This window comes from Geotalea uraniireducens Rf4 (assembly GCF_000016745.1).
Taxonomy (GTDB): Bacteria; Desulfobacterota; Desulfuromonadia; order Geobacterales; family Geobacteraceae; genus Geotalea; species Geotalea uraniireducens.
Genome location: NC_009483.1, coordinates 3,640,625 through 3,664,731, shown reverse-complemented (window position 1 = coordinate 3,664,731; position 24,107 = coordinate 3,640,625). Strand labels below are relative to the sequence as shown.

General features: G+C 53.2%; 3 protein-coding genes. All 3 read left to right on the top strand.

All coding sequences use genetic code 11. The features are described 5' to 3' along the window. Positions 1–289: 289 nt before the first annotated feature. Genes GURA_RS15765 through GURA_RS25210 form a run of 3 tightly spaced genes read left to right on the top strand, consistent with a single transcriptional unit; the run spans position 290 to position 23,986 of the window. The gene (locus tag GURA_RS15765; RefSeq protein ID WP_011939930.1) at positions 290–5,443 is read left to right on the top strand and encodes a beta-ketoacyl synthase N-terminal-like domain-containing protein; all 5,154 of its coding nucleotides are present in this window, start codon (positions 290–292) and stop codon (positions 5,441–5,443) included. Positions 5,444–5,445: 2 nt separating this feature from the next. Beyond that, on the top strand, positions 5,446–20,055 hold the full coding sequence (locus GURA_RS15760; protein WP_011939929.1) for an SDR family NAD(P)-dependent oxidoreductase: 14,610 nt from the start codon (positions 5,446–5,448) through the stop codon (positions 20,053–20,055). Next, entirely contained in the window at positions 19,973–23,986 is a 4,014-nt protein-coding gene (locus GURA_RS25210; protein ID WP_049818939.1) for a beta-ketoacyl synthase N-terminal-like domain-containing protein, read from the top strand. Before GURA_RS15760 ends, GURA_RS25210 begins: the two co-directional genes overlap by 83 nt. Positions 23,987–24,107 lie beyond the last annotated feature (121 nt).

The window sequence follows — 24,107 nt, the reverse complement described above, 5'->3', positions numbered from 1 at the left end:
ACAATTATTATAGGGATTTCTGTGACTTATTTCAGCTAGTACTACAACACAGATACGAATTAGTACGGCTCAGTGTAGTTATTTAGTACTACGGTTGATCTTGGTGTGACTGACAGCTCGTCTGCTAGCTGTTTATCCAGCATCTTTTGGCGTCAATAACTCAAACCCGACAGGGATTTCAGTTCTGTTTATTAGCGGAAATACTCACTCAGAACCTCATCCTCTGCCAACACTGGAGGATTTTGACCGAGTAATCACCCGGTGAAGTGGACCAACATGAGGGTATTTTATGGAGCAGGGAGAAATGGAATTCACAGGGATGGATATAGCGATTATCGGCATGTCGTGCCGGTTTCCAGGCGCTGGGAATTATGAAGCCTTCTGGGATAACCTCAAGCAAGGTCGGTCAGGCATCACGGAAATTCCACTGGAGCGTTGGGATTGGAGATCCTTTTGGGGGGACCCGTCCGAAATAAACAAAAGCAACAGCAAATGGGGCGGTTTCCTCCAGAATGTTGATTCCTTTGACGCGGAGTTCTTTCGCATTTCCGCACGAGAAGCTGAGACCATGGATCCCCAGCAGCGAATCATGTTGGAACTCTCCTGGTCTTGTTTTGAAGACGCTGGTGTTTGCCCTAGTCAGTTGTCCGAGAAAAAGATTGGCGTGTATCTGGGCGTATTTAATTTTGACTACAAGGAACTGCAGGAAAAAGCTACTCGCACCATTGATACCTATCACTCCACAGGTACCGCTGCTGCGGTAATTGCCAACCGGATTTCGCATTACTATCACTTAAAAGGCCCAAGTCTCGCCATAGATACAGCCTGTTCGAGTTCTCTTAATGCCATTCATTCAGCAGCTCAATCCTTGAGCCTGGGAGAATGCAGCATGGCTCTGGCTGGCGGAATCAGTCTTTTGTTGACTCCGACACGACATATCTCTTTTGCCAAAACCGGAATGTTGTCTCCCACGGGCTCCTGTAAGTCGTTCGACGAGGCTGCAGACGGATACGTGCGCAGTGAAGGTGCGGGCCTAGTTCTGCTCAAGCCTTTGAAAGAGGCACTAGAGGACGGTGACTCTATTTGCGGTGTCCTAAAGGGAAGTGCAGTTAACCATAACGGGAAAACCCACACCTTAACGTATCCCGATCCAGAAGCTCAAGCAGAGGTCATTGTAGAAGCCCACAGACGAGCGGGAACTGCTCCCGGGAACATAAGCTATATAGAGGCCCACGGCACTGGGACGCCAAAGGGAGACCCCCTGGAATTTAAGGGCCTCGTCAGGGCGTTTTCATCTCTTGATAGCAAGCCGGGTGAAAAGGTCGCAAGGACATATTGCGGTATAGGATCTCTGAAGAGCAACATCGGACATTCAGAGTCCGCCGCCGGAATCGCAGGCGTGATCAAGGTCCTGTTGTCTTTAAAGCATAAACAGCTCCCGGGACTTCAGAGTTTTAAAAAGCTAAACCATCGTATAGAGATTGAGGATTCTCCCTTTTATATCGTGGACCGTTTCCAGGAATGGAAGCAGCTCAAAGGGACAGATAATCAGCCTCTCCCGAGACGCGCAGGAGTCAGTGGGTTCGGCTTTGGAGGCACGAATGCGCACGTGGTGCTTGAAGAGGCGCCGCTTGTCGCAAGACCTCTCGCCAAAAAGAGGCCCTGCTATTTGATCTGTTTGTCGGCTCGAACCAAAGAAGCCTTGCTGCAAAGAGAGCGGGACCTGGCTTCCTGGCTCGATAGAGAAGGGGATACAAACAATCTAGCTGAGATCAGTGCAACCTTGCTGTTAAGAAGAGAACACTTTGGAGTGAGAGCGGCATTTCTGGCCGGCGACATTCAAGAACTTCAAGGGAAACTGCAAGAAGCGGTGGAAACCGGACTGAGCGAGATGTCCCTTGGAGGTCCTGAAGGTAAAGTAAAGGGGGAATTGCAGCCCAGCGTTGGTGAGTCAGGGAATGCGATTCTGAAGGAGCTCGCGCAATCTAAAAGGGTAAAGGTTCAGGAATACAAAAGCAAAATGCAGACGCTGTCCGAATTGTATGCAAAGGGTTATGACCTGGATTGGCAGGTGCTCTATCCCGATAACGCTGCAATGCCCCGGATCAACCTGCCCACGTATCCCTTCGCCCGACAGCGCCATTGGCTGCAACCCGGCATTGATGAGATCAACCCTATTAAACAGGCAGTTGAAGAGCAAGACCCGGGACGCCTCGCGCTCTTTCTGAAAAAACAGTGGGAGCTTTGTCAGCTTCCGGCTGGGAGACAATCCGATCGAGCGGTCGCAATCTTGGTGACGCAAGAGACGAGATGTCTCGCCAACAGGATTTCTGACTATTTCCCAAAGAGCTGGCTTTTGGATCTTCACGATCTGAAGGCCGACCTTCAACAGCCAGACCGGCACTGGAGGCGGTATGACGCATGCGTGGATCTGGCGGGATGCGGCAGGGAGATAGTTGAGACGACAACCTGGATTTCCTGGCTGCAACGCTTGATAGACTCCGGGCACCGTGATGGTCTGATGCTGCTTTGTGTCACCAAGGGGCTTGAGTCGCATGACAACGCGGAGATCAACCTGAGCGGAGCCCCGCGAGCCGGGCTGTACCGGATGCTGCAAAGCGAATACAGTCACGTCAGGTCGAGGCATTTGGACGCTGATCCGAGCTCGGATGATGGAACACTGGCGGAGCAGATCGCTACCGAGCTGACTGCGGATTGCGAGGATCCGGAAATTTGTTACAGAAAAGGAAATCGATACCGCGCCGGCCTCGTGGAGCATTCGGTTCAAGGCGGCAGGAAAATCATTTTCCCCGAGAATCATGTCCTGTGGATTACGGGAGGGACGCGCGGTCTGGGGTATCTATGCGCGCGGCATTTCCTGGAAAACTACGGCGTCAAACGTCTGGTGTTGACCGGGCGGGAGCCACTGCCGTCCCGGGAAGAGTGGGACTCCTATAAGGGCCGACAAGGGGGCATCTCCGAAAAAATTCAAGCCATACAGGAACTGGAGCGCCGGGGAGCGCAGGTCTGTGCGATCTCTCTTCCGTTGACCGATGAGCGCTGCGTACAGAAAAACCTTCGCCAGATCAAGGACAGCATGGGGCCTGTTGGAGGCGTTATCCACTGCGCGGGGTTCGCCGATTTTGAAAATCCGGCGTTCATCCGAAAATCCATCGAAGGGATTCAAGATGTTTTGGACCCTAAAATAATCGGGCTCGATATTCTCTATCGAAACTTAAGGAATGAGCCTTTGCAGTTTTTCATGCTTTTTTCCTCGGTATCCGCGATCGTTCCTGTTTTGGGTTCGGGGCAAAGCGATTATGCCACGGCGAACGGCTACATGGATTATTTCGCTGAAGCAAAGCATGCTGCCTGTCCCATCGTCAGCATTCAATGGCCGAGCTGGAAAGAGTCAGGCATGGGAGAGATCCGGAGCAGGGTCTATCAACAGACGGGCCTGTTGGCCCATACGGACCAAGAGGGATTGTGGCTTATGGACGCTATCCTGTCCGGGGAACAAGGTCCGGTAATTCTGCCTGCAGTGGTTGATCCCGGCCGATGGAATCCCCCCGCCTTGATGCGACGGGCCGTTCAAAAAACCGTCCAGGAAAAGATCCTCTCAGCTCCGGCCCCTGCAGAAAGCTCAACTCCCGGTGAAGGCGTCATAAAGACGATCCAGGCATGGCTGATCGAGCTGTTCGCTAAAGAATTGAGGGCCGATCCCGCGAAACTCGATCTCGACACACCATTTCAGGACTACGGTGCCGATTCGATTTTACTGGCCCAGATCTTGAGGCAGATCAACCGATTGACGGAAGATAATCTGGACCCTTCGTTACTCCTCGAGCATTCGAGCCTCGGGGCGCTCGGCGTGTGGCTCGCGGGCGCCTATTCGGAAAGGTTAACCTCGGCTTTGGGGATGGCGCCTGAACAAAACACCGATCGCACGAACCGCGATGCAGCCCCTGCCCCCCCCCTGGTGCCATTGACTCATGCTCCGACGCACGAATCACAACCACGGTCCGAGCACACGAGGGGCACGGTTTCCCAGGATATCGCGGTCATCGGACTGTCCTGCCGTTTTCCCGGAGCGGAAACGCTCGATCAATACTGGAGCTTGCTATCACAAGGACGCTCCGCGATACGGGCGGTGCCTCGGGAGCGTTGGGGGTATTCGAATGCTTTCCATGCGGGACTGCTCGACGATATCACCTGTTTCGACCCGTCGTTTTTTTTAATCCCCGAAGAAGATGCCAAGGCAATGGACCCGCAAGCCTTGGCCATATTGGAAGAAACCCTCAAGGCATGGTGCCACGCCGGATATGCGCCTCGGGAAATAAAAGGAACCTCGGTAGGGGTTTACGTGGGCGCCCGAAGTCAACACCGACCCGACCTCGCCGTCTTGGAGAAAGCCCGAAACCCGACACTGGTTGGGCAGAACTTCATGGCAGCCAACATTTCTCATTTTTTCGATCTCCGGGGCCCCAGCGTGGTGATAGATACCGCCTGTTCTTCAGCGCTACTGGCAATGAATATGGGGATTCAGGCCTTGCACAGTGGGGATATAGATTCGGCCTTGGTGGGAGGAGTGAGTCTCCTGAACACGGACGGATACCACCGGATCTTTCAGCAAAGAAACATTTTGAGCCCGGAACCGCACTTTCATCTCTTTGATCGGCGCTCTGCCGGAGCCGTATTGGGAGAGGGGGCAGGCGTGCTCGTACTGAAGACGGTAGAGCGGGCGCTTCAAGACGGGGATGCCATCCACGCGGTGATAAAAGCGGTTGCCGTCAATAACGACGGGAGAACAGCCGGTCCGGCTACTCCGAACCTCCAGGCGCAGAAAGAGGTCATGCGGACTGCCCTGGAAAGGAGCGGCAGGGGGGCGGAAGAGATCAGTTACCTCGAAGCGAACGGATCGGGCACTGAGGTTACCGACCTGCTAGAACTCAAGGCCATTCAATCCGTGTACCGCGCCGTCGGGTCTACTCCTCTGGGATTGGGCTCGATGAAACCCAATATCGGGCATCCCCTGTGTGCAGAAGGCATTGCGAGCTTTATCAAGGTCGTTTTGATGCTGCAGCACCGGCAGTTTGTTCCATTCCTGTCGGGAGAGCGGCCCATGGAGCACTATGACCTGGAGTCGTCTCCCTTTTATTTTTGCAGGGAGCTAAGGGAGTGGACCGATCAGCCGCAGATTGCAGCGATCAACTGTTTCGCCGACGGAGGCACCAACGCTCATGTCATCGTAGAGGTGTGGAGGGACACGGAGTCCCGTACCAAAAGACAACCCCTGCCGGCTCCGGTCTTGAGCCGTATCAGAATTTATCAAGACGGTTCATCGGCTCCTCTTGCGATGCAGAGCCGCGAAGCGTCTTTCAAACACAATTGTCTAGCGGGTAACCAGACGAGCGTCTGGAAACGCGGATTGGTGGAGGTGTGAAAATGCAGGATCAGTACCGTATATCGTCCAACCACCCGATAGTAAGGAATCATGCCGCCTATGGTCGTAAGTTGCTCCCGGGGTTGGCCTATATCGATATGCTGTACCAATTGTTCCGGGAAAATGGCCATGATTACGCGGGGCTCGAACTGCGCAACCTGTCCATTCATAATCCGCTGACGATACCGGACGAGGACGACTTGGAGATCGGCATTTACTGCGAGGAAATCAAGGCCGGTCGGTGGCGGATTCGGGTGGAAGGAGCGCGGTCAAAATCGCGCCCGGTTGAGACACTCTTTATAACCGCCGAGATGCATCGCGTCGACACTCCTGCCCTGGAAGAGACGCAGGATCTGGAGCTTATTAAAAAAACGGCGGACCGAGTATTCAGTCTGGGAGAAGTGTACGAGCGGTGCCGGTCTTTTGATTTGGTGCATACCGGGTTCATGAAGGCTGAAGGGACCGTGTACCAAGGCGAGAAAGGCACGCTCATTGACATATCACTCGGTGACGAAGCTCTCTCCAGTGCCGAGGGTTTCATGTTTCACCCGGTTCTCATCGACGCAAGCGCGATTGGTTCAGGTGTGGTGTTCGACCCCCTGAACAAGGCAGCCCGGAGCCTCTTTTTACCACTGTGTTATGAATCGTTTTCTGCCGGGGCCTTGTTTAAAAAACGGTGCCTAACGCTGATTCAAAACCCGGTATCCAGAAAAAAAGAGATAAATTACCTGACCATGACTTTTTTCGACGAGTCCGGCAGAAGAATCGGAGAGTTGAAGAATTACGCCGGTAAATTGGTCAGAGAGGCCGGTTTGATAGACCCCTTTCGGAAGGATGTCGCCACATCCAAAGGACCGATTGCACCCAGCGGGAATGGGGATATGAACCGAATGAGTGGGACGAGTTCGACCCGGGGCAGCCAGGCGGAGCTGTTTTTACAACAGCTGGTCGCGGAAAAACTGGGACAACCGGCAGATCAGATTTCGACGCAGGTCGGGTATTATGAAATGGGTTTGAATTCCCCGACGCTGCTTGAGGTAGTAGCTGTGATCGGTGAAAAGCTGTCGGTTCAGCTTATGCCCACACTACTATTTGAGTACACGACCATCGGGGAATTAGCCGAATATCTTTTCCTCACATATCCTGACGCGTTCGGGAAATCTCCGGCAGCACAAACGCCGAGTCAAAAGACCCAAGCAGCAAGTCCCGTCGTTTCCCAACCAAGACCGAAAGCGGCCCCGCGGATCGATGCACCCTCTGCAACCCGCAGCGATGTCGCCATCATCGGAATGGCAGGCCGTTATCCCAAGGCAAAAAACCTCGATGAGTTCTGGGAAAACCTGAAAGCGGGCATGGACTGCATCACCGAGGTTCCGGAATCCCGGTGGGAACTGCATCGACTCCACGGCATAAAGTCACCTTCCGGAAAGAAGATGTCGGAATGGGGAGGCTTTTTAGACGACCCGGACTGTTTCGATCCTCAGTTTTTTCGAATCTCACCGAGGGAAGCTGAAGTACTCGATCCGCAGGAGCGGTTGTTCCTGGAAACCTGCTGGGAAACCATTGAAGATGCGGGCTACACGCCGAGTTCACTGGTCGCCTCGCGAGGCAGGCATAAAAGACGGGACGTCGGCGTATTCGCTGGCGTCATGCACAAGGATTATACGCTGCTCGAAGCGAGAGCCGTGGATGGAGGAGAAGTATTCCCCCTGTCATTGAGTTGTGCCCTGATTGCCAACCGTGTGTCCTATTTCTGTAACTTCCACGGTCCGAGTATAGCGGTTGACACAGTTTGTTCTTCCTCGCTTATTGCCGTGCACCTGGCTTTGGAAAGCATCAAGAACGGGGAATGCGAAGTGGCCCTGGCGGGCGGCGTGAATTTATCCCTGCATCCATATAAATATCTGACCTACGGTGTGATGGATTTTCACTCCAGCGACGGTCGTTGTCATACCTTCGGCAATGGTGGAGATGGCTACGTCTCGGCGGAAGGCGTCGGTGCCGTTTTGCTGAAGCCGTTGCACAAAGCCATTGAGGACGGGGACCATATTTATGCAGTCATCAGTGGAAGTGCCATTAATCACGTGGGCGCGGTCAGCGGGGTCACCGTGCCGAGTCCCATAGCCCATGCGGATATGATCGAGACCTGCGTTGAGAAAACCGGTATCGATCCGCGAACCATAAGCTATGTCGAGGCACACGGGACAGGAACATCGCTGGGAGACCCGATTGAGATACAGGGGTTGGCGAGAGCATATCGAATATACACTCAGGATCAGCAATACTGCTCGATCGGTTCGGTGAAGTCGAACATCGGGCATGCCGAGTCCGCTGCGGGTATCAGCGGTTTGCATAAGCTGCTTCTGCAACTGCACCACAAAGTCCTCGTCCCCTCCCTGCATGCTGAAGAATTGAATAGTTACATCGATTTTAAAAAGTCGCCTTTTTATGTACAGCGCTCGCTAGAACAATGGAGATGCCCGAGGATTACTGAAAACGGCCGTGAGGTCAGCTATCCCCGAAGGGCAGGCTTGAGCTCCTTTGGTGCCTACGGCTCCAATGCCCATATCATACTGGAGGAATATGTCCCCGGAGCGGGACGACCGGCAGCAGCCGGGTACCAGCAAGTACAGGTGCTGGTCCCGCTTTCAGCGAAAAACGAGGAGCGGTTGCACGCCTATGCCGTGAGGTTGCTCGAATTTCTCGATGCCCCCGACGGCGGTCTTCCGCGGCAGGCTCAAGGAGAAAGGGAGTCGGGACTGCGGAAAACCATGGAGCTTCGGATTCGCAACATCATGTCCGGGATTATCCATGTCCGGGAAGAAGACCTGGAAATCGAACAGGACTGGAACGAATACGGGGTCGAGTTCCTGCAGCTCGAACTGATCAAAGATGCCCTGCAAGATGAACTCGCCATAGAGATCGACGGTGCCGACCTGCGTCAATGGAGTTCCATCGCCGCGGCAAGCGCGAGTCTCCTGGAGCACCGCGAACTTCTCGCGGATTCTGAAGATATGCCGAAGTTGCCACAACCGGCATCCGGCCGCGAACTAAACCTCACGGACCTGGCGTTTACCCTGCAAGTGGGCCGGGAGGCGATGGACGCGCGCCTTGCCGTGGTCGCGCAATCGATCGACGAACTCAAGGAGAAACTGAAGGGATTCGTGCAAGGCACGGAAGGTGTCAGCGGCCTCTTCCGCGGGCAGGTCAAACGGAATAAAGAGATCGTCGACATGTTCACCTCGGATGACGACATGTTCAACACGGTCGAAGCCTGGATGCAGAAGGGGATGTTCCATAAACTCGGCAAACTCTGGGTAAACGGCATGGACGTGGACTGGAGCCGGCTTTATGGAGAGTACCGTCCCCAGAGGATCAAACTGCCGACCTATCCGTTTGCGCGGGAGCGTTATTGGGTGCCTGACACCGGAGCTTCGCGGACGGACAAAGGACACAGGACAGGCAATGCCGTCCACCAGATTCATCCCTTGCTGCATCAGAATACCTCGAACCTTTCCGAACAGCGCTTTAGTTCCAGCTTCACCGGAGCGGAGTTCTTCGTGAACGAGCCGGTCGGGACAGGTGGGAAGGTCCTTGCGGCCGCAGCGTGCCTTGAGATGGTCCGGGCGGCGGTGGAAGAGGCTGCGGTAACGGAGGAAGGCGGCGCCGGAATACGGCTCAAGAACGTGGCCTGGACCCGGCCGATAGCGCTCAACGGCCAGCCGGTGCAGGTGCACATCGGGCTCTACCTGGAAGACAGCGGGGAGATTGGCTTCGAGATCTATAGCCAGGCGGAAGGGAACCAAACGGAGCCGCTGCTGCACAGCAGGGGAACGGCGCTGCTGGGTCCGGCGGGCGAAGCTCCCCGAGTCGATCTCGAAGCTTTGCAGGCCCGGTGCAGCCGGAGTGCCCTGAACGCCGAGCAGTGCTACGAGGCCTTCCGGTCCATGGGTATCGAGTACGGCCTGGGACAGCGGGGTATCGAGAGCATGCATGCGGGCTCTGAAGAAGCGCTGGCAAAGCTCATGCTTCCCTCGGGGCAGTCCGATACCCTGGAGCGCTACGTTCTTCATCCGTCCCTGCTGGATTGCGCCTTCCAGGCAACCATTGGCTGCGGGGATGCTGCCTGTAGGCTGGCGCTTCCTGCTTCAGTAGAGAGCCTGGAGCTTTTTGCCCCTTGCACCAGCTCGATGTGGGCATGGGCCCGGTATTCGGAGGGTGGCGGGGCAGATAACAAGGCGGAAGCCTTTGACGTCGATTTGTGCGATGAAACGGGAAGAGTATGCGTGAGGATGAAGGGGATACAGTATAGCGGCGCGGAGACCGAACCTTCCTTTGCGGCCGATGCAATCAGTCAACTTGCGCAAGCCTCCGCAACTGCCGCTCCGGAGCCGTTCGAATTGATGACGTTCGAGGAGGTCTGGCAAGAGCACGCTTTGCCGAACGCGCCTGCTGCACAGTTAAAAAAGGCAATCTGTTTTCTCTCCGATCCACAAAGCCAGGATCTCTTTGCTGAAGCTATACCGCAGACCACGGTTATTTTTATATCCCAGGGGACTGGCTACGAAAAGCAATCCCAAAGCCGGTATCGCGTCTGTCTTCATGATCCGAAGACGTACCAGGAAGCCTTCAGCAGTATTCGGGAAGAGCATGGCGACGTCGATGCCGTCCTCTATCTCTGGCCGCTCGAGGACCCCGAGCGCATTACCGATTATGCTTCGATAGTCTCCACTCTGCATGCCGTTGCATCGGCAAAACTCAAAACAGGACGCTTCCTGCTGGCTGGCCGGTTCGGGAACGAGCTGGAGCGTTGCTATCTGGAGTCCTGGATCGGATTCGAACGGTCCTTGGGGTTGGTCCTGCCGACTACTCAGACCGCGGTACTTCTGGAAGAGACTACGGGGAGGGATCTGGCCGCCGAGATGAAGACGTGGGCACAAAGGATCCGGGCCGAATACGCGGGGGGCAAGGTGCGCAGCATCTTGTACCGGGACGGGAAGCGGTATGCCTACCGGATTCGGCCGACCCTTCAGGAACCGGGCGTCAGCCTGGTGAGAGCAGGCGGAACCTATCTTATCACGGGGGGCTGCGGGGGGCTCGGGTTCCTGTTCGCGGCCGATTTCGCACGAAAGAACCCCGTCAACCTAGTGCTTACCGGGCGATCTCCGCTCGATGAGGCGAAGAAGTCCAGGATACAAGCACTTGAGGATCTCGGCAGCAAGGTCTGGTATCTCCAGGCCGATGTCTGCGACGTGGACGCTATGAAAGAAGGGCTGAACCGCGCACAAGAGCGGTTCGGCAGGATCCACGGGGTTATTCACTCGGCCGGCATCGAGGATATTCAGAGCGTTCTGGAAAAGGATATGGGCCGGTTTGAAAAAGTGCTGGCTCCCAAGATCACGGGGACACTGGTCCTTGACGAGTTGCTTCGCGAGGAACCGCTCGATTTTATCTGCTACTTTTCGTCCTCCGCGGCGATCCTTGGGGACTTCGGCTCCTGCGACTACTCGATCGCCAACCGTTTCCAGATGTCTTATACGCAGTATCGAAACGGTTTGGAAAAACAGGGGTTGCGGAAGGGACGGGCGGTCGCGATCAACTGGCCGCTGTGGAAAGACGGCGGGATGAGCATCGGGGACAGCGAGAAGACCGAACTGTATCTGAAGTCGAGCGGCCAGCGCACTTTGGAAACAGCAGAAGGACTCGAGGTGTTCGAGCGTTGCTTGTCGGTTCAGGACGCAGCCCAGCACCTGGTTCTGGTCGGGCAGCGCAGCCGGGTGCATCGTTTCCTGGGGCTCAACGAGGAAGTGTCCCGGTCGAATACGGTCTCCGCAGCCCCCCAGCTCACCGGCAGAAGCGTGGAGATGCAGGGGCTGAGCGTGGAGCAATGCCTGGAATCGGACCTTAAAAAGCAGATCGCCACCTTGATGAAGATTCCGATTAGCCGTGTGGACGAGGATACCAACCTGGCGGATTTCGGATTCGACTCCATCACCCTGATGGAACTTGCCGCCTTGTTGACCGAGCGTTTTGGCATAGAGACCACGCCGTCGGTGTTCTTCGCCTATTCCACACTGGGAAAACTGGTTCGCTATTTTGCCAGCGAACACCGCGCGGCAATCGAGGAGCTGTACCGCGAAGACGCACCCAAGCCTGCTGCCCGGGCCTACGTTCCTGCCGCCCGGCACGACATTCCTGCCGCAACACAAACACAACCGCAGGTGCGGAGCAAACGCAGATTCGGATCGATAGCCGCGAGCCCGGGGTTGTCGGAACCCATCGCCATCGTCGGAATGAGTGGGCGCTTCCCGCAGGCCGGCAGTGTCGAAGAGTTCTGGAAAAATATCGTGGACGGCAGGGTCTGCATCACCGAAGTCCCCTCGGACCGCTGGGATTGGCGCCGGTACTACACGGATCGCGCTCAGGAGGCCGGGAAGACCAACTCCCGTTGGGGTGGATTTGTTCCCGATGTGGACTGCTTCGATCCGCTGTTTTTCGAGATTTCTCCGAAAGAGGCGGGCTTCATGGACCCGGGGCAGCGGTTGTTTCTCGAGGAGGCGTGGCATGCCCTGGAAGATGCCGGCTACATGGGAGCCCGCATCCGGGGCACGGCGTGCGGAGTGTATGTGGGGGTCGAGGAGGGCGAGTATGGATACCTGTCCGGCAACCAGGGGCTGATCAACAGCAATCAGAACGCGACGTTGTCGGCCCGTATCGCGTACATGCTCGATCTGAAGGGCCCGAATCTCGCGCTGACGGCGGCCTGCTCCTCCGGGCTGGTGGCTGTCCACCAGGCATGCCAGGCGCTGCGCCAGGGCGAATGCGAAATGGCCCTGGCAGGCGGCATCAGCTTGCTGCTCTCCCCTTCGGCCTATCTCGGTTTGAGCAAGTTCGACATGCTTTCCCCGGATGGCACCTGCCGCGTGTTCGACCGGGATGCCAACGGGTTGGTTCCCGCCGAAGCGGTCGCCGCCGTGGTGCTGAAACCGCTGTCCAAGGCTGTGGCGGATAAGGACCGGATTTATGGGTGCATAAAAGCGAGCGGAGTGAACTACGACGGGAAAACCAACGGAATCATCGCGCCGACTCCCTTGAGCCAGGCGGAATTGATCAAGAGTATCTATGCCAAGTCCCGCATCGCCCCGGACGACATCCAATATGTTCTGGCGCACAGCACCGGATCGAAACTGAGCGACCCGATAGAGTTCCAGGCACTGACCAGTGCGTTCCGCAGCTACACGGATAAAGAGCAGTACTGCGCCTTGGGTTCCATCAAACCGCTGGTGGGCCACACCTTCGCGGCCTCGGGCCTGGTGAACTTGATCGGGATGGTGATGGCGATGAACACGCACACCATTCCGGGGATGCGCCACTACGAAACCAGTAACGGCTACATCCGTTTCGAAGGTAGTCCCTTCGTGCCGTGCCGGGAGAACCAGGCATGGACCAGCAAAAATGGCGGTCCGCGGCTGGGTGCGATCAGCACCACCGGCATCAACGGCACCAACGCACACGCGGTAATCGAGGAATATATTGTTCCGCAAAACTCCGCGATTTCGGTGCCGGCAAGCGGACCCGCACTGTTTGTTCTCTCGGCGAAAACCGAGGTGCAACTGAGAAGTTACGCGGAGAACATCAAAAGCTGGATCGAATCGCACGAGGACGCCGATCTCGCGGATATCGCATACACGCTGCAGATGGGGCGCGAGGCGATGGAGTATCGCCTGGCGTTCCCCGCAGGTTCGCTGGACGCCGTGCTGAGGGCCTTGACCGGGTTCATCGGCAATGACCCGTCATCCGGAGTATTCAGCGGCCGGGTGCAGGAAGGCAAGAATGAAGCGGGGTTGTTCTCGTCGGATGAAAACGGCAAAGCACTGCTGGAGACCTGGATACAAAAGGCACGGCCGGCCAAGATAGCGGAAGCCTGGGCAAACGGACTGAACTTCGACTGGAGCGGGGTGTATGGAGCGGAGACCCCGCGGACCATCAGCTTGCCGGCGTATCCCTTTGCGCGCGAGCGGTATTGGACGCCTGAGGCTGAAAGACTGAGGTTAGGTGACAGCGGTAACGACAAGATACACCCGCTGCTGCATCAAAACACCTCGGATTTCTCCGAGCAGCGCTTCAGTTCCACCTTTACCGGCGAGGAGTTTTTCCTTACCGACCATGTGGTGCAGGGCCGGAAGGTTCTCCCGGGGGTGGCGTACCTGGAGATGGCACGGGCGGCACTGGAGCAAGCCGCAGGAGCGGAGGAAGGTAACGCGGGGGTACGTCTGAAGAACGTGGTGTGGGCTCGCCCGATTGCGGTCGAGGGCCAGCCGGTTCGTGTCCACATCAGCCTGATCCCCCTCGACACCGGTGAGATCACCTATGAAATCTACAGCGACTCCCAAGAAGACCGAGCGGAGCCGTTGGTGCACGGCCAAGGGGCCGCGGAGCTGCTCGCCGCGTGCGAAAGGTCCTCCCTGGATATCCAGGCCTTGCAGGCGGAGTGCACCAAAGAGAGTCTGACGCCCAGCCAATGCTACGAGACCTTCAAGCAGATGGGGATCGAGTACGGTCCGGGACATCGGGGAATCGAGGAGGCATATGTCGGTGAGGGAAAGGTATTGGCGAAGCTGTCGCTGTCTTCTTCGGAATCCGACGCCCGGGGACAGTTCGTCTTCCATCCTGGTTTGACGGACTCGGCCCTGCAACCCTGTTTGCTCCTGACGAGTTCCGGCGAGCGCAAGTCCGTGCTTCCCTTTGCGGTAAGGGATGTGGAGATATTCAGTTCCTGTACTTCCGTGACCTGGTCATGGGTCCGCCTTTCCGACAATGGCGCGACGGGCGACAAGGAAAAGTTCGATATCGATCTGTGCGACGAGACGGGACTGGTATGCGCGAGTCTGAGAGGACTCTCAGTGAGGGGGGTGGAAGGAAAGACGGATTCGACCGGATCATCGCGCGGCTACGCGGTTGTTTCCGACCTCGATGGAAACCTGCATGCCGCAGCATTGGCGTTTGAGGGAAATACCGTCCGGGAGAAGGCTGAACATTATTTCAAACAGCTGCTTTCTTCTGCGATCGGGCTGCCGGCTTCACGGATCGAAACCGATGCCGCGCTGGAAAAATACGGGATCGATTCGATCATGGTCCTGCAGATGACGAACCAGTTGGAAAAGACCTTCGGCTCGCTTCCCAAGACCCTGTTTTTCGAATACCGGAACATCAGGGAAGTGACCTCATATTTCCTCGCCTCGTACCCGGATCAGATGAAGGCGGCACTGGGCATCCAGGAGAAACCGCTGGTTTCCCATGCGAGGCTCCAACATCTCGCTTTTGTTGAAGGAGCTGCGGCATCTCCCGACAAGCGCGGTCGCTCGCGTCTTGGGTCGGTTCGCGCTACCTCACGAAATGAAAAGGAACTGGCGCAGGGAGCGTTTGATATCGCGGTCATCGGCGTTTCTGGCCGCTATCCTCAGGCAGGGGACCTCCAGGAATTCTGGAAGAATCTCAGGGAGGGCAGGGACAGCATCACCGAAATCCCGAAAGACCGCTGGGATCACGGCCTGTACTTCGATGCAGACAAAAGCATCCTCGGAAAAGTCTACAGCAAGTGGGGAGGGTTCCTGGATGGCGTGGACCTGTTCGATCCTCTCTTCTTCAACATTTCTCCTCGAGAAGCGCAAATAATTGACCCGCAGGAGCGGCTGTTCCTGGAATGCGTGTATGAGACCATGGAAGACGCCGGATATACCAAGGAAAATCTGAGCGTCAACGGGAAAGGCGGGGCTCGCGGCAATGTAGGTGTGTACGTCGGGGTAATGTACGACGAGTACCAGCTCTACGGGGCGCAGGAGCAAATCCAGGGGAGGCCGATTTCCTGCTGGGGCGTTTCCTCCTCGATCGCCAATCGCGTGTCCTATTTCTGCAATTTCCAGGGGCCCAGCATAGCGGTCGACACCATGTGCTCCTCCTCGCTGACCGCGATCCACTTCGCCTGCCAGGGAATCCGGCGCGGCGAGTGCGAGGTGGCCATTGCCGGCGGGGTCAACGTATCGATTCATCCCAACAAGTACCTGATGCTGTCGCAAAGCGGATTCTTGTCGAGCAAGGGGAAATGCGAAAGCTTCGGCAAGGGCGGAGACGGCTACGTGCCCGGAGAAGGTGTCGGGGCATTGCTGCTCAAGCCGGTTTCGAAAGCGATTGCCGACGGGGATCACATCTACGGGGTGATCAAGGGCACCTCGATCAACCACGGCGGGAAGACCAACGGCTACACCGTTCCAAATCCGCAGGCCCAGGCCGGTGTTGTGGTAGGGGCGCTTCAGGAAGCGGGGATCGATCCGCGGAGCATCAGTTATATTGAGGCGCACGGTACCGGCACCTCTCTGGGAGACCCGATCGAGATCGCCGGATTGACCAAAGCGTTCCGGGAATACACCAACGACAAAGAGTTCTGCGCCATCGGATCGGTGAAATCGAACATCGGGCATTGCGAGAGCGCAGCGGGAATCGCCGGGGTGACGAAGGTGCTGCTGCAGTTCGCGCACGGCGAGTTAGCGCCCTCGCTGCATGCCCAGACACTGAACCCTCATATCGATTTCGGCGACACTCCGTTTGTGGTGCAGCAGGAGCTCGCGGAATGGAAACGCCCCTTGATCGACGGACGGGAACTGCCGAGACGGGCGGGGATTTCGGCTTTCGGAGCAGGTGGCGCCAACGCCCATGTGGTAATGGAGGAGTACCAGGTAGAAAAGAAAGGGCTATGTACGATAAGCAAAGAAAACCCTGCGGTAATAGTACTGTCGGCGAAGAATGATGAAAGACTGAAAGAACGGGTGAAAGATCTGTCAGAGTGGGTAGAAAGGGCTGGTTATGGAGATGAAAAGCTGGCCGATATCGCCTATACGCTGCAGGTTGGACGCGAGGAAATGGAGGAAAGACTTGGATTTACGGTCAGTACAATCCAGGAGCTAGAGGAAAAACTCAATAGATACCTGAAGGGAGAGGTGGATAGCTTTGATCTGTACCGCGGGCAGGCAAAGAGGGATAAAGAAACCTTTAGCCAATTCGCAATAGATGAAGACCTTCAAAAGGCGGTCGATAACTGGATCAGCAAGAGAAAATATGAGAAATTGCTTGATTTCTGGGTAAGAGGACTCTCCATAAACTGGAACAAGATTTATGACAGGGAAAAACCGGTAAGAATCAGTCTGCCCGCGTATCCGTTCGCCAGAGAAAAATACTGGATACCGATACTCAAAACAGAGATGAATAAGAGAAACAAAGAATATAGACGCGAGGCAATGATTTTGACCAAGGAGTGGCAAAGAACTCAAATAGAATCCGATTCGGTAATGAACGATGTTTTCCTTATCATTCTGGGGACAACAAATACAACAGAACTGGCAACAATGATATTTAAAGAAAAAGAAGGCATCCAAGTCATAATTGTGGTGCAGGGAACATCTGTAGAAAAAGGGATAATAGCCACTGATTTCTACGTATCTGATAACGGAGAGGAACTGTATCGGCGTATCAAAGAAAAGGGCGGCGAGAGCAGGCTCTTAGGATTAATAGACATAACCGCGCTGGACCCGAAATATGAAGAGTCGCTGGATCTAGAAGCAGGGAAGCTCCGCTTATTACAGAAGCTCATAGAGAATGACCGGGAAAAAGGATTCAAACTGCTCCAGGTAACCCACCTGCTCAATGATTTCCGTAATCATGCGCCGAGCATGCAAGGAGCACGACTGGCCGGTCTCTACAGGATGTTGAGCGCCGAATATAAGGAGATTAGATCCGCTACGATGGATAGTGATTTGGGATTGAATCAAAATGATATCGAGAAGTTAGAAAGTCAAATAGAAAAAGAACTGATGAGCAGCAACAAGGGGAAGGTAACCGAGTGCTGCTATCGGAACGAGGAAAGGTACGAGCCGGTTTTGGCAGTGAAAATGACAGAAGATGAAATAAGAGGGGCACAGACAGCGATCCGGTACGAACAAGATGACGTGATACTGATAACCGGAGGCACCAGGGGAATAGGGAGGGCGATCGCAGGAAGGGTAGTTTCGCAAGGAGTAAGGAAACTGGTAATCCTTGGGAAAGAAAAGTTACCCCCTGTCGAGGAATGGAAAAACGAAGCCGGCAGGAAGGAAAAGATTGAAACCCTGCAGTCGTATGTAGAGGTAGGCGTAAGGGTACAGTATTACGACACACCGTTAACTGACGAAGAAGCCGTCAATAGGATGGTGACAAAAGTCAGGGAGGAATTAGGAGAGATAACCGGAGTGTTCCACTGCGCGGGAATGGCCGGTAAAGACCCTGCGTTTACCAGGAAGCCAATAGGAGAAATAGAGGATGTGTGCGCCCCGAAGATTAAGGGGGTCGTACACTTGCATCAAGCGCTAAGGAAGGAAAAGCTGAAATTCAGCATACTGTTTTCATCGGTCTCCAGCATATTGCCGGCATTATCTGTCGGACAGAGTGACTATGCCATGGCAAACAGCTACATGGATTACTTTGCAATGAGCAGAACAGGGGAGGGAAATATAAAATCGGTACAGTGGCCGGCCTGGCGTGAAGCTGGGATGGTGGCTACAACCGATGGGGTGAAGACGCCTGTATATATTAACTCCGGGCTGGAATCGATATCGAACAGAGAAGGAATGGAGCTTCTGGATGTAATCCGTGAGGCGGGGCCTAACGTATCACTGCCATGCGTGGTTAATCCGGAAAGATTTAAAAGAAACGAGTTACTAAAAACCGAAATAGAAGTAAAGAAGACCGAGCTAAAGCCATCAAGGAAAACAACTAAAGCGGTCACCTGGAAGAAAACGGTAGGCAAGGAATTGAATGTAGAGGTCAGAGAATGGCTTAAAGAGGTTTTCAAACAAGAATTAAGGTTAAACGATGCTCAACTTGACGAAACGAGGCCGTTTGATGAATACGGGGTGGACTCGATCGTTATTGCTCAAATTGTACAGACATTACAAAAGAAAATATCCAAGCCGATTTCGCCGTCGGTAGTATTGGAAAACAAGACCTTAAATGAATTGACCAAGTACTTTGTTGATAACCATGCACAGGAATTGAAGGATCTATTGGGAGTAGAAGCTGAAGCAGTATATGAAGAGGTGGAAGAAGAAAACGATGAGTACGATAACGATTACAGAGTAGATTTTGATAGCAGGGAAGAAGAGATAGCGATAGTGGGGATTTCCTGCCGCTTCCCTGATTCTCCAACCAAGGACGCCTATTGGAAATTGCTGACAGAAGGGAAAAAGGCGATTCGGGAAGTATCGGAAAGCCGGTGGGAAAGTAATGGAAGGAGAGATTATGGCGGGTGGGTCGACGATATAGATAGCTTCGATCCCGAGTTTTTCAAGTTGAAAGAAAACGACGCAATGATAATGGATCCGCAAGCCAGGTTGATACTTGAAGAAAGTCTTAAGGCGGTCTATGACGCTGGGTATGAAAGTAAGGACATCACAGGCCAAAGGGTCGGGGTGTATGTGGGGGGCCGTGCCCAGGTAATACCGGATATGGAAAAGATATTGGAGGCGAATAACCCGATTTTGGGGATAGGACAGAACTATCTCGCGACCAACATATCGAGATTCTTCAATATCACGGGGCCGAGCTTGGTGCTAGACACAGCGTGTTCGTCAGGGTTAACGGCGATATCAATGGCGTCGGATACCTTAAAACGCGGAAGAATTGATATGGCGATGGTTGGAGCGGTGAGCCTGATTTTAAATCAGTTTACACATAGATTGTTTGAGGCGAGAAATATACTGAGCAAGAATGGAGAGTTTAAAATATTTGAGAACCAGTCAGAAGGAGAGGTCCTGGGAGAAGGGGCAGGGCTGGTATTAATGAAGAGGTTAAGCGATGCGGTAAGGGATGGGAACAAGATATACGGGGTTATCAAGGCGATAGCGGTAAATAATGACGGAAGGACGTTGGGTCCTGGCTCGCCTAATATAGATGCTCAAAAAGAAGTGATGAAGGAGGCTCTGGAACTTAGCCGGAAAAAGCCGGAAGAAGTAGATTATATCGAAGTTAATGGCGGTGGTTCACCAGTGGTAGACACAATAGAAATAAAAGCGCTGTCGGAGATATATCGGCTGGATGACAACAAACTGAAGCCGTGTGCAGTGGGATCGATAAAGCCAAACATTGGGCACCTTCTCCTGACATCAGGGTTGGCCGGGTTTATACGGTGCATGCTCAGCCTCGAAGAGAAGAAGATACCGCCATTCTTATCCGCGATGGAACCGTTTGAACATTATGATTTCACAGCGTCACGTATTGGTTTCAATAGGGAATGCACCGACTGGCTGGTAGCGCCAGGGATGAAGCGCATTGCCGCCCAGAATTCATTCCCCGATGGAGGTACCAATTGCCATGTGATCATGGAAGAATTTGTTCCGGAAGGGAACTATACCCAGCGGTTGTTCTCTCTGCCAGCTCCTGTATTGAATAAACGAACCCTTGGAACGGGCGTTACCTTATCAACAGCGACCAACAGAGATTCAAATGAAGAACGGGAAACAAGAGATAAAGCTGCTCACTCTTCAGTTCATAACGTCTGGGGAGAGTTTGATGCAAAATATATTTGAGTGTAATTTGACTTTGGATAATCCGATAGTAAAAGGCCACCAGATATTCGGACGGTCTGTACTGCCAGGTTTGGCCTACATTGATATGCTGAGTCAACTGGCGAAAGAGAAACTGAAAATTCAAAGGGATGATCACTGCTTCAAGAACTTGGCCATATATAATCCGCTGGTGGTAAGCAATGAAAACCCGGTCAGACTTAGAATTACATTCGAGAATGTACAAAGATACTGGAAAATTAGTGTTGAAAGCTTCGAAAACAATGCCACCGGACCATCAAAGCAAAGGAAGCTATTTGTAACGGTTGAACTACACTTGAACGAGGTTATGCCTGAAGAGCTGATTGATGTTGAAACGGTGAAGCAGGCATCCACCAAGAAGTATGACCTGGAATCGATATATTCCCAAGCGAGCAAAGTCGGACTGGTCCATCAGGGGATGATAAAGGCGAAAGGGAATATATATGTAACCAGCACGGGTTGTTTAGTAGATGTAAACACAGAGGCTGCAAACAATGAGGTCGCAGCGAATTACATGTTTCACCCCGCACTGTTAGATGGCGCAGCAATGTCCTCGATGATCTTGATCCGGGAAAGGATGCCCGGTAGTAGCCAAGAGGAAATGTACCTGCCTATATCCTATGAGTCGTTCCATGGCAAAGGGCCACTGTTGGATCGCTGTTATGTGAGGATTGACAGGTCATTGATTCGCACCGTGAATGATATTGCCACCATTGATATGGACTTCTTCAATCCCGAAGGGCGCCTGGTCGCAAAGCTGAAAGGCTTGACGGTAAAGCGAGTGAAAGACCGGGATCAGATGGACCCTGAGCGGGTAAAGGTAGAAAAGATAGAACGGCATGAAGGCGTTAAGACAAGAGATCATTATGAGGGTGATGAAGCAAATGTTTCCTGCGTTACCTCTTTAGAAAGGGCCTTGAAAAAAGTATTTGCAAAATACATCAACATCCAAATGGATCAGCTTGAGAATAGCGTAGGGTTCTTTGAGCTAGGTTTGGAATCCTCTCAACTTTTGGAGTTAGTCAAAGATATAGAGCAAAGTTTCCAGCTTGCACTAAGCCCAAGCTTATTGTTTGAATATAGTAACTTTCTGGATTTGACCAAGTACCTGCAGAAGAAATTAGCTGAAGGAGGAACACAACCCCAAAGCTTTCCGAGCACGAAAAACGTAGCCTCCACTATATCTTCTAACAAGTACAAGTTTTATGGAAGTGAGCCATTCTTGCAAGACCATCTGATGTATGGGCGCCGCGCAATCATAGGATTGGCATATCCCTGTCTTGCTGTGGAAAGTTATTTGGGAAATAGCTACGGAGGTTACCCCGTAGAGCTCAATGATGTTCGGGTTTCCGGCGGGCCCATAGGATTGAAGAAGAGCGAAAATGTTGAGATAGAGGTAAAGCTAAATGAACAAGGAGCTAAACTAGGGTTTGACGTCTTCAAGCATGCAACTGGTGAATCCAAACCTGAGACTGTCTGCTCGGGATTTTATCAAAGAAATGAGCATGAAAGGCTTCAGAGAGTAGATATAAAATCAATAATTAATAAATCTAAGGAAGTGACTAGCCGTAGAATCGGAGACCCAGGACAAAGTTGTTTGATAGAAGCTGAGTGGAAATACAATGGCACAACATCCATTTACCATATCAAAACGGCTGGCAGTGTTAATACAGGATTGCAACGAACTAAAATAGCGGACTCTCGTCTGTTGAAAATCTGTTATTTGCTCTGCGACACGGATGGTCTCGGGAAAAAGGTTAGCGTGCTGGAAAAAATAGAGAAAATGACAGTTTTCAAACGAGTCGCAGATTACGCATATGTTGTGAAGAAGGTAAGGATAGAAAACCCCGATTCCATATCATACGACGCGATGGTTGTGACTGAAGGTGGTGATGTTGTAGCGGAATTTATCAATGTGCAAATGCAAAGAGTCGAATTGCCTGTTCTGCTGAAGGATTTGATTTCTGAGACAGAAGGCTATGAGGAAAAGAATGCCAGAAATAGTTCCATAGCCATCGTTGGAGTATCCGGAAGGTATCCGGGAGCGAGAAGCCTGGATGAGTTTTGGGGCAACTTGAAGGCGGGTACCGACAGTATAACCGAGATACCTGAGGAAAGATGGGATTGGAAGCAATACTTTAACGAGGAGAAGGGGAAAGAAGGAAAGATTTACAGTAAATGGGGCGGATTTATATCAGGAGCAGACGAATTCGACCCGTTGTTTTTCAATATATCGCCCAAAGAAGCAGAGTCCATGGACCCACAGGAGAGACTGTTTCTGGAGTGCGCGTATCACACGCTCGAGGATGCCGGATATACCAGAGAACGTTTAAACGACCAAACGAAAGACAGGTTGGGTGCAAGAGTCGGTGTGTTTGCAGCAGTAATGTATGAGGAGTACCAGCTCTACGGAGCACAGGATCAAAAGGTCGGAAAGAATACGGCTTTAGTGGGAAGCCCTGCATCGATAGCCAACCGGGTATCTTATTCGTTCAACTTCCACGGGCCAAGTATGGCGGTAGATTCGATGTGTTCATCATCGCTGACTGCTCTTCATTTGGCATGCCTGTGTATAGAGAGAGGTGAATGCGATGCGGCGATCGCGGGTGGAGTAAATCTGTCGATTCATCCGAATAAATATCTCGTGTTGTCAAAGGGGAACTTTTTGTCTAGCCAGGGAAGGTGTGAAAGCTTTGGTAAAGGCGGAGACGGATATATCCCCGGGGAAGGAGTGGGGGCTGTGCTGCTCAAACTCCTATGTAAGGCAGAAGAAGATGGTGATCAGATATATGGAATTATACGAGGAAGCATGATCAATTCGGGTGGGAAGACAAGCGGTTACACCGTCCCGAATCCCGCTGCCCAAGGAGAAGTGATACGGGAAGCGATAGAAAGGGCAGGCTTCAATGCTCGCGACATCAGCTATATAGAGGCTCATGGGACTGGCACCTCGCTTGGGGACCCGATTGAAATAGCCGGGTTAACCAGGGCGTTCCATCAGTACACCGACGAAACACAATTTTGTGCAATTGGATCAGTGAAATCGAATATAGGGCATTGCGAAAGTGCTGCCGGAATATCGGGATTAACGAAGGTTCTATTGCAGATGAAGCATAAGCAGTTGGTGCCAAGCATACATGCGGCTGAGCTGAACCCGAACATCGAGTTCGGCAGCACGCCATTTAAAGTACAGCGAGAACTGACAGATTGGAACAGCGAAACACCTAGAATTGCAGGAATATCATCGTTTGGAGCAGGTGGCGCGAATGCGCATGTAGTAATAGAGGAGTACGTGGCAGAAAAGAAAAATCCACCCACACCAAGTAGAGAACATCCTGCGCTGATAGTCGTGTCGGCGAAGAACGAAGAGCGATTGAAAGAGCGGGTGAGAGACCTGGTAGAGTGGCTGGCCACGTCCGGACCAGGAGATGAAAACCTGCCGGATATTGCCTATACCTTGCAGGTGGGGCGCGAGGCGATGGAGGAAAGGCTTGGTTTCACGGCCAGTACAATCCTGGAGCTTAGGGGAAAACTCAACAACTATCTGAAAGATGAAACAGATAGTACTGACATATATCGCGGGCAAGCAAAAAGGAATAAGGACGCATCGATCCGATCTGCCACGGAGGAAGAACTTCAAAAGGCGGTTCGCAACTGGAACAGCGAAAAGAACCATGAAAAACTGCTTGATACATGGGTAAATGGACTGTCCATTGACTGGGACATGATCTATGTGAAGGAGAAGCCCGGTAAGATCAGTCTGCCAGGCTATCCGTTCGCACGAGACAAATACTGGGTAGCAGGAATGAAGGGGACGAAATTTGAAAGAAGTCATAGCGTCAGCCAAATCCACCCTTTGTTGCATGAAAACATATCGGATCTAGCGGAGGAGTTTCGTTGGAGTTCGACCTAGTAACGTTGTGGAAAGAGATTAATCAAACCTCCCGTCGGCATAGTTCCTTTCACGGTTGTCTTGGCATTTGCCACTCCGTCACCCGCGGGCCTGGTAATGTACGGACAAGCCCCACGCTGTT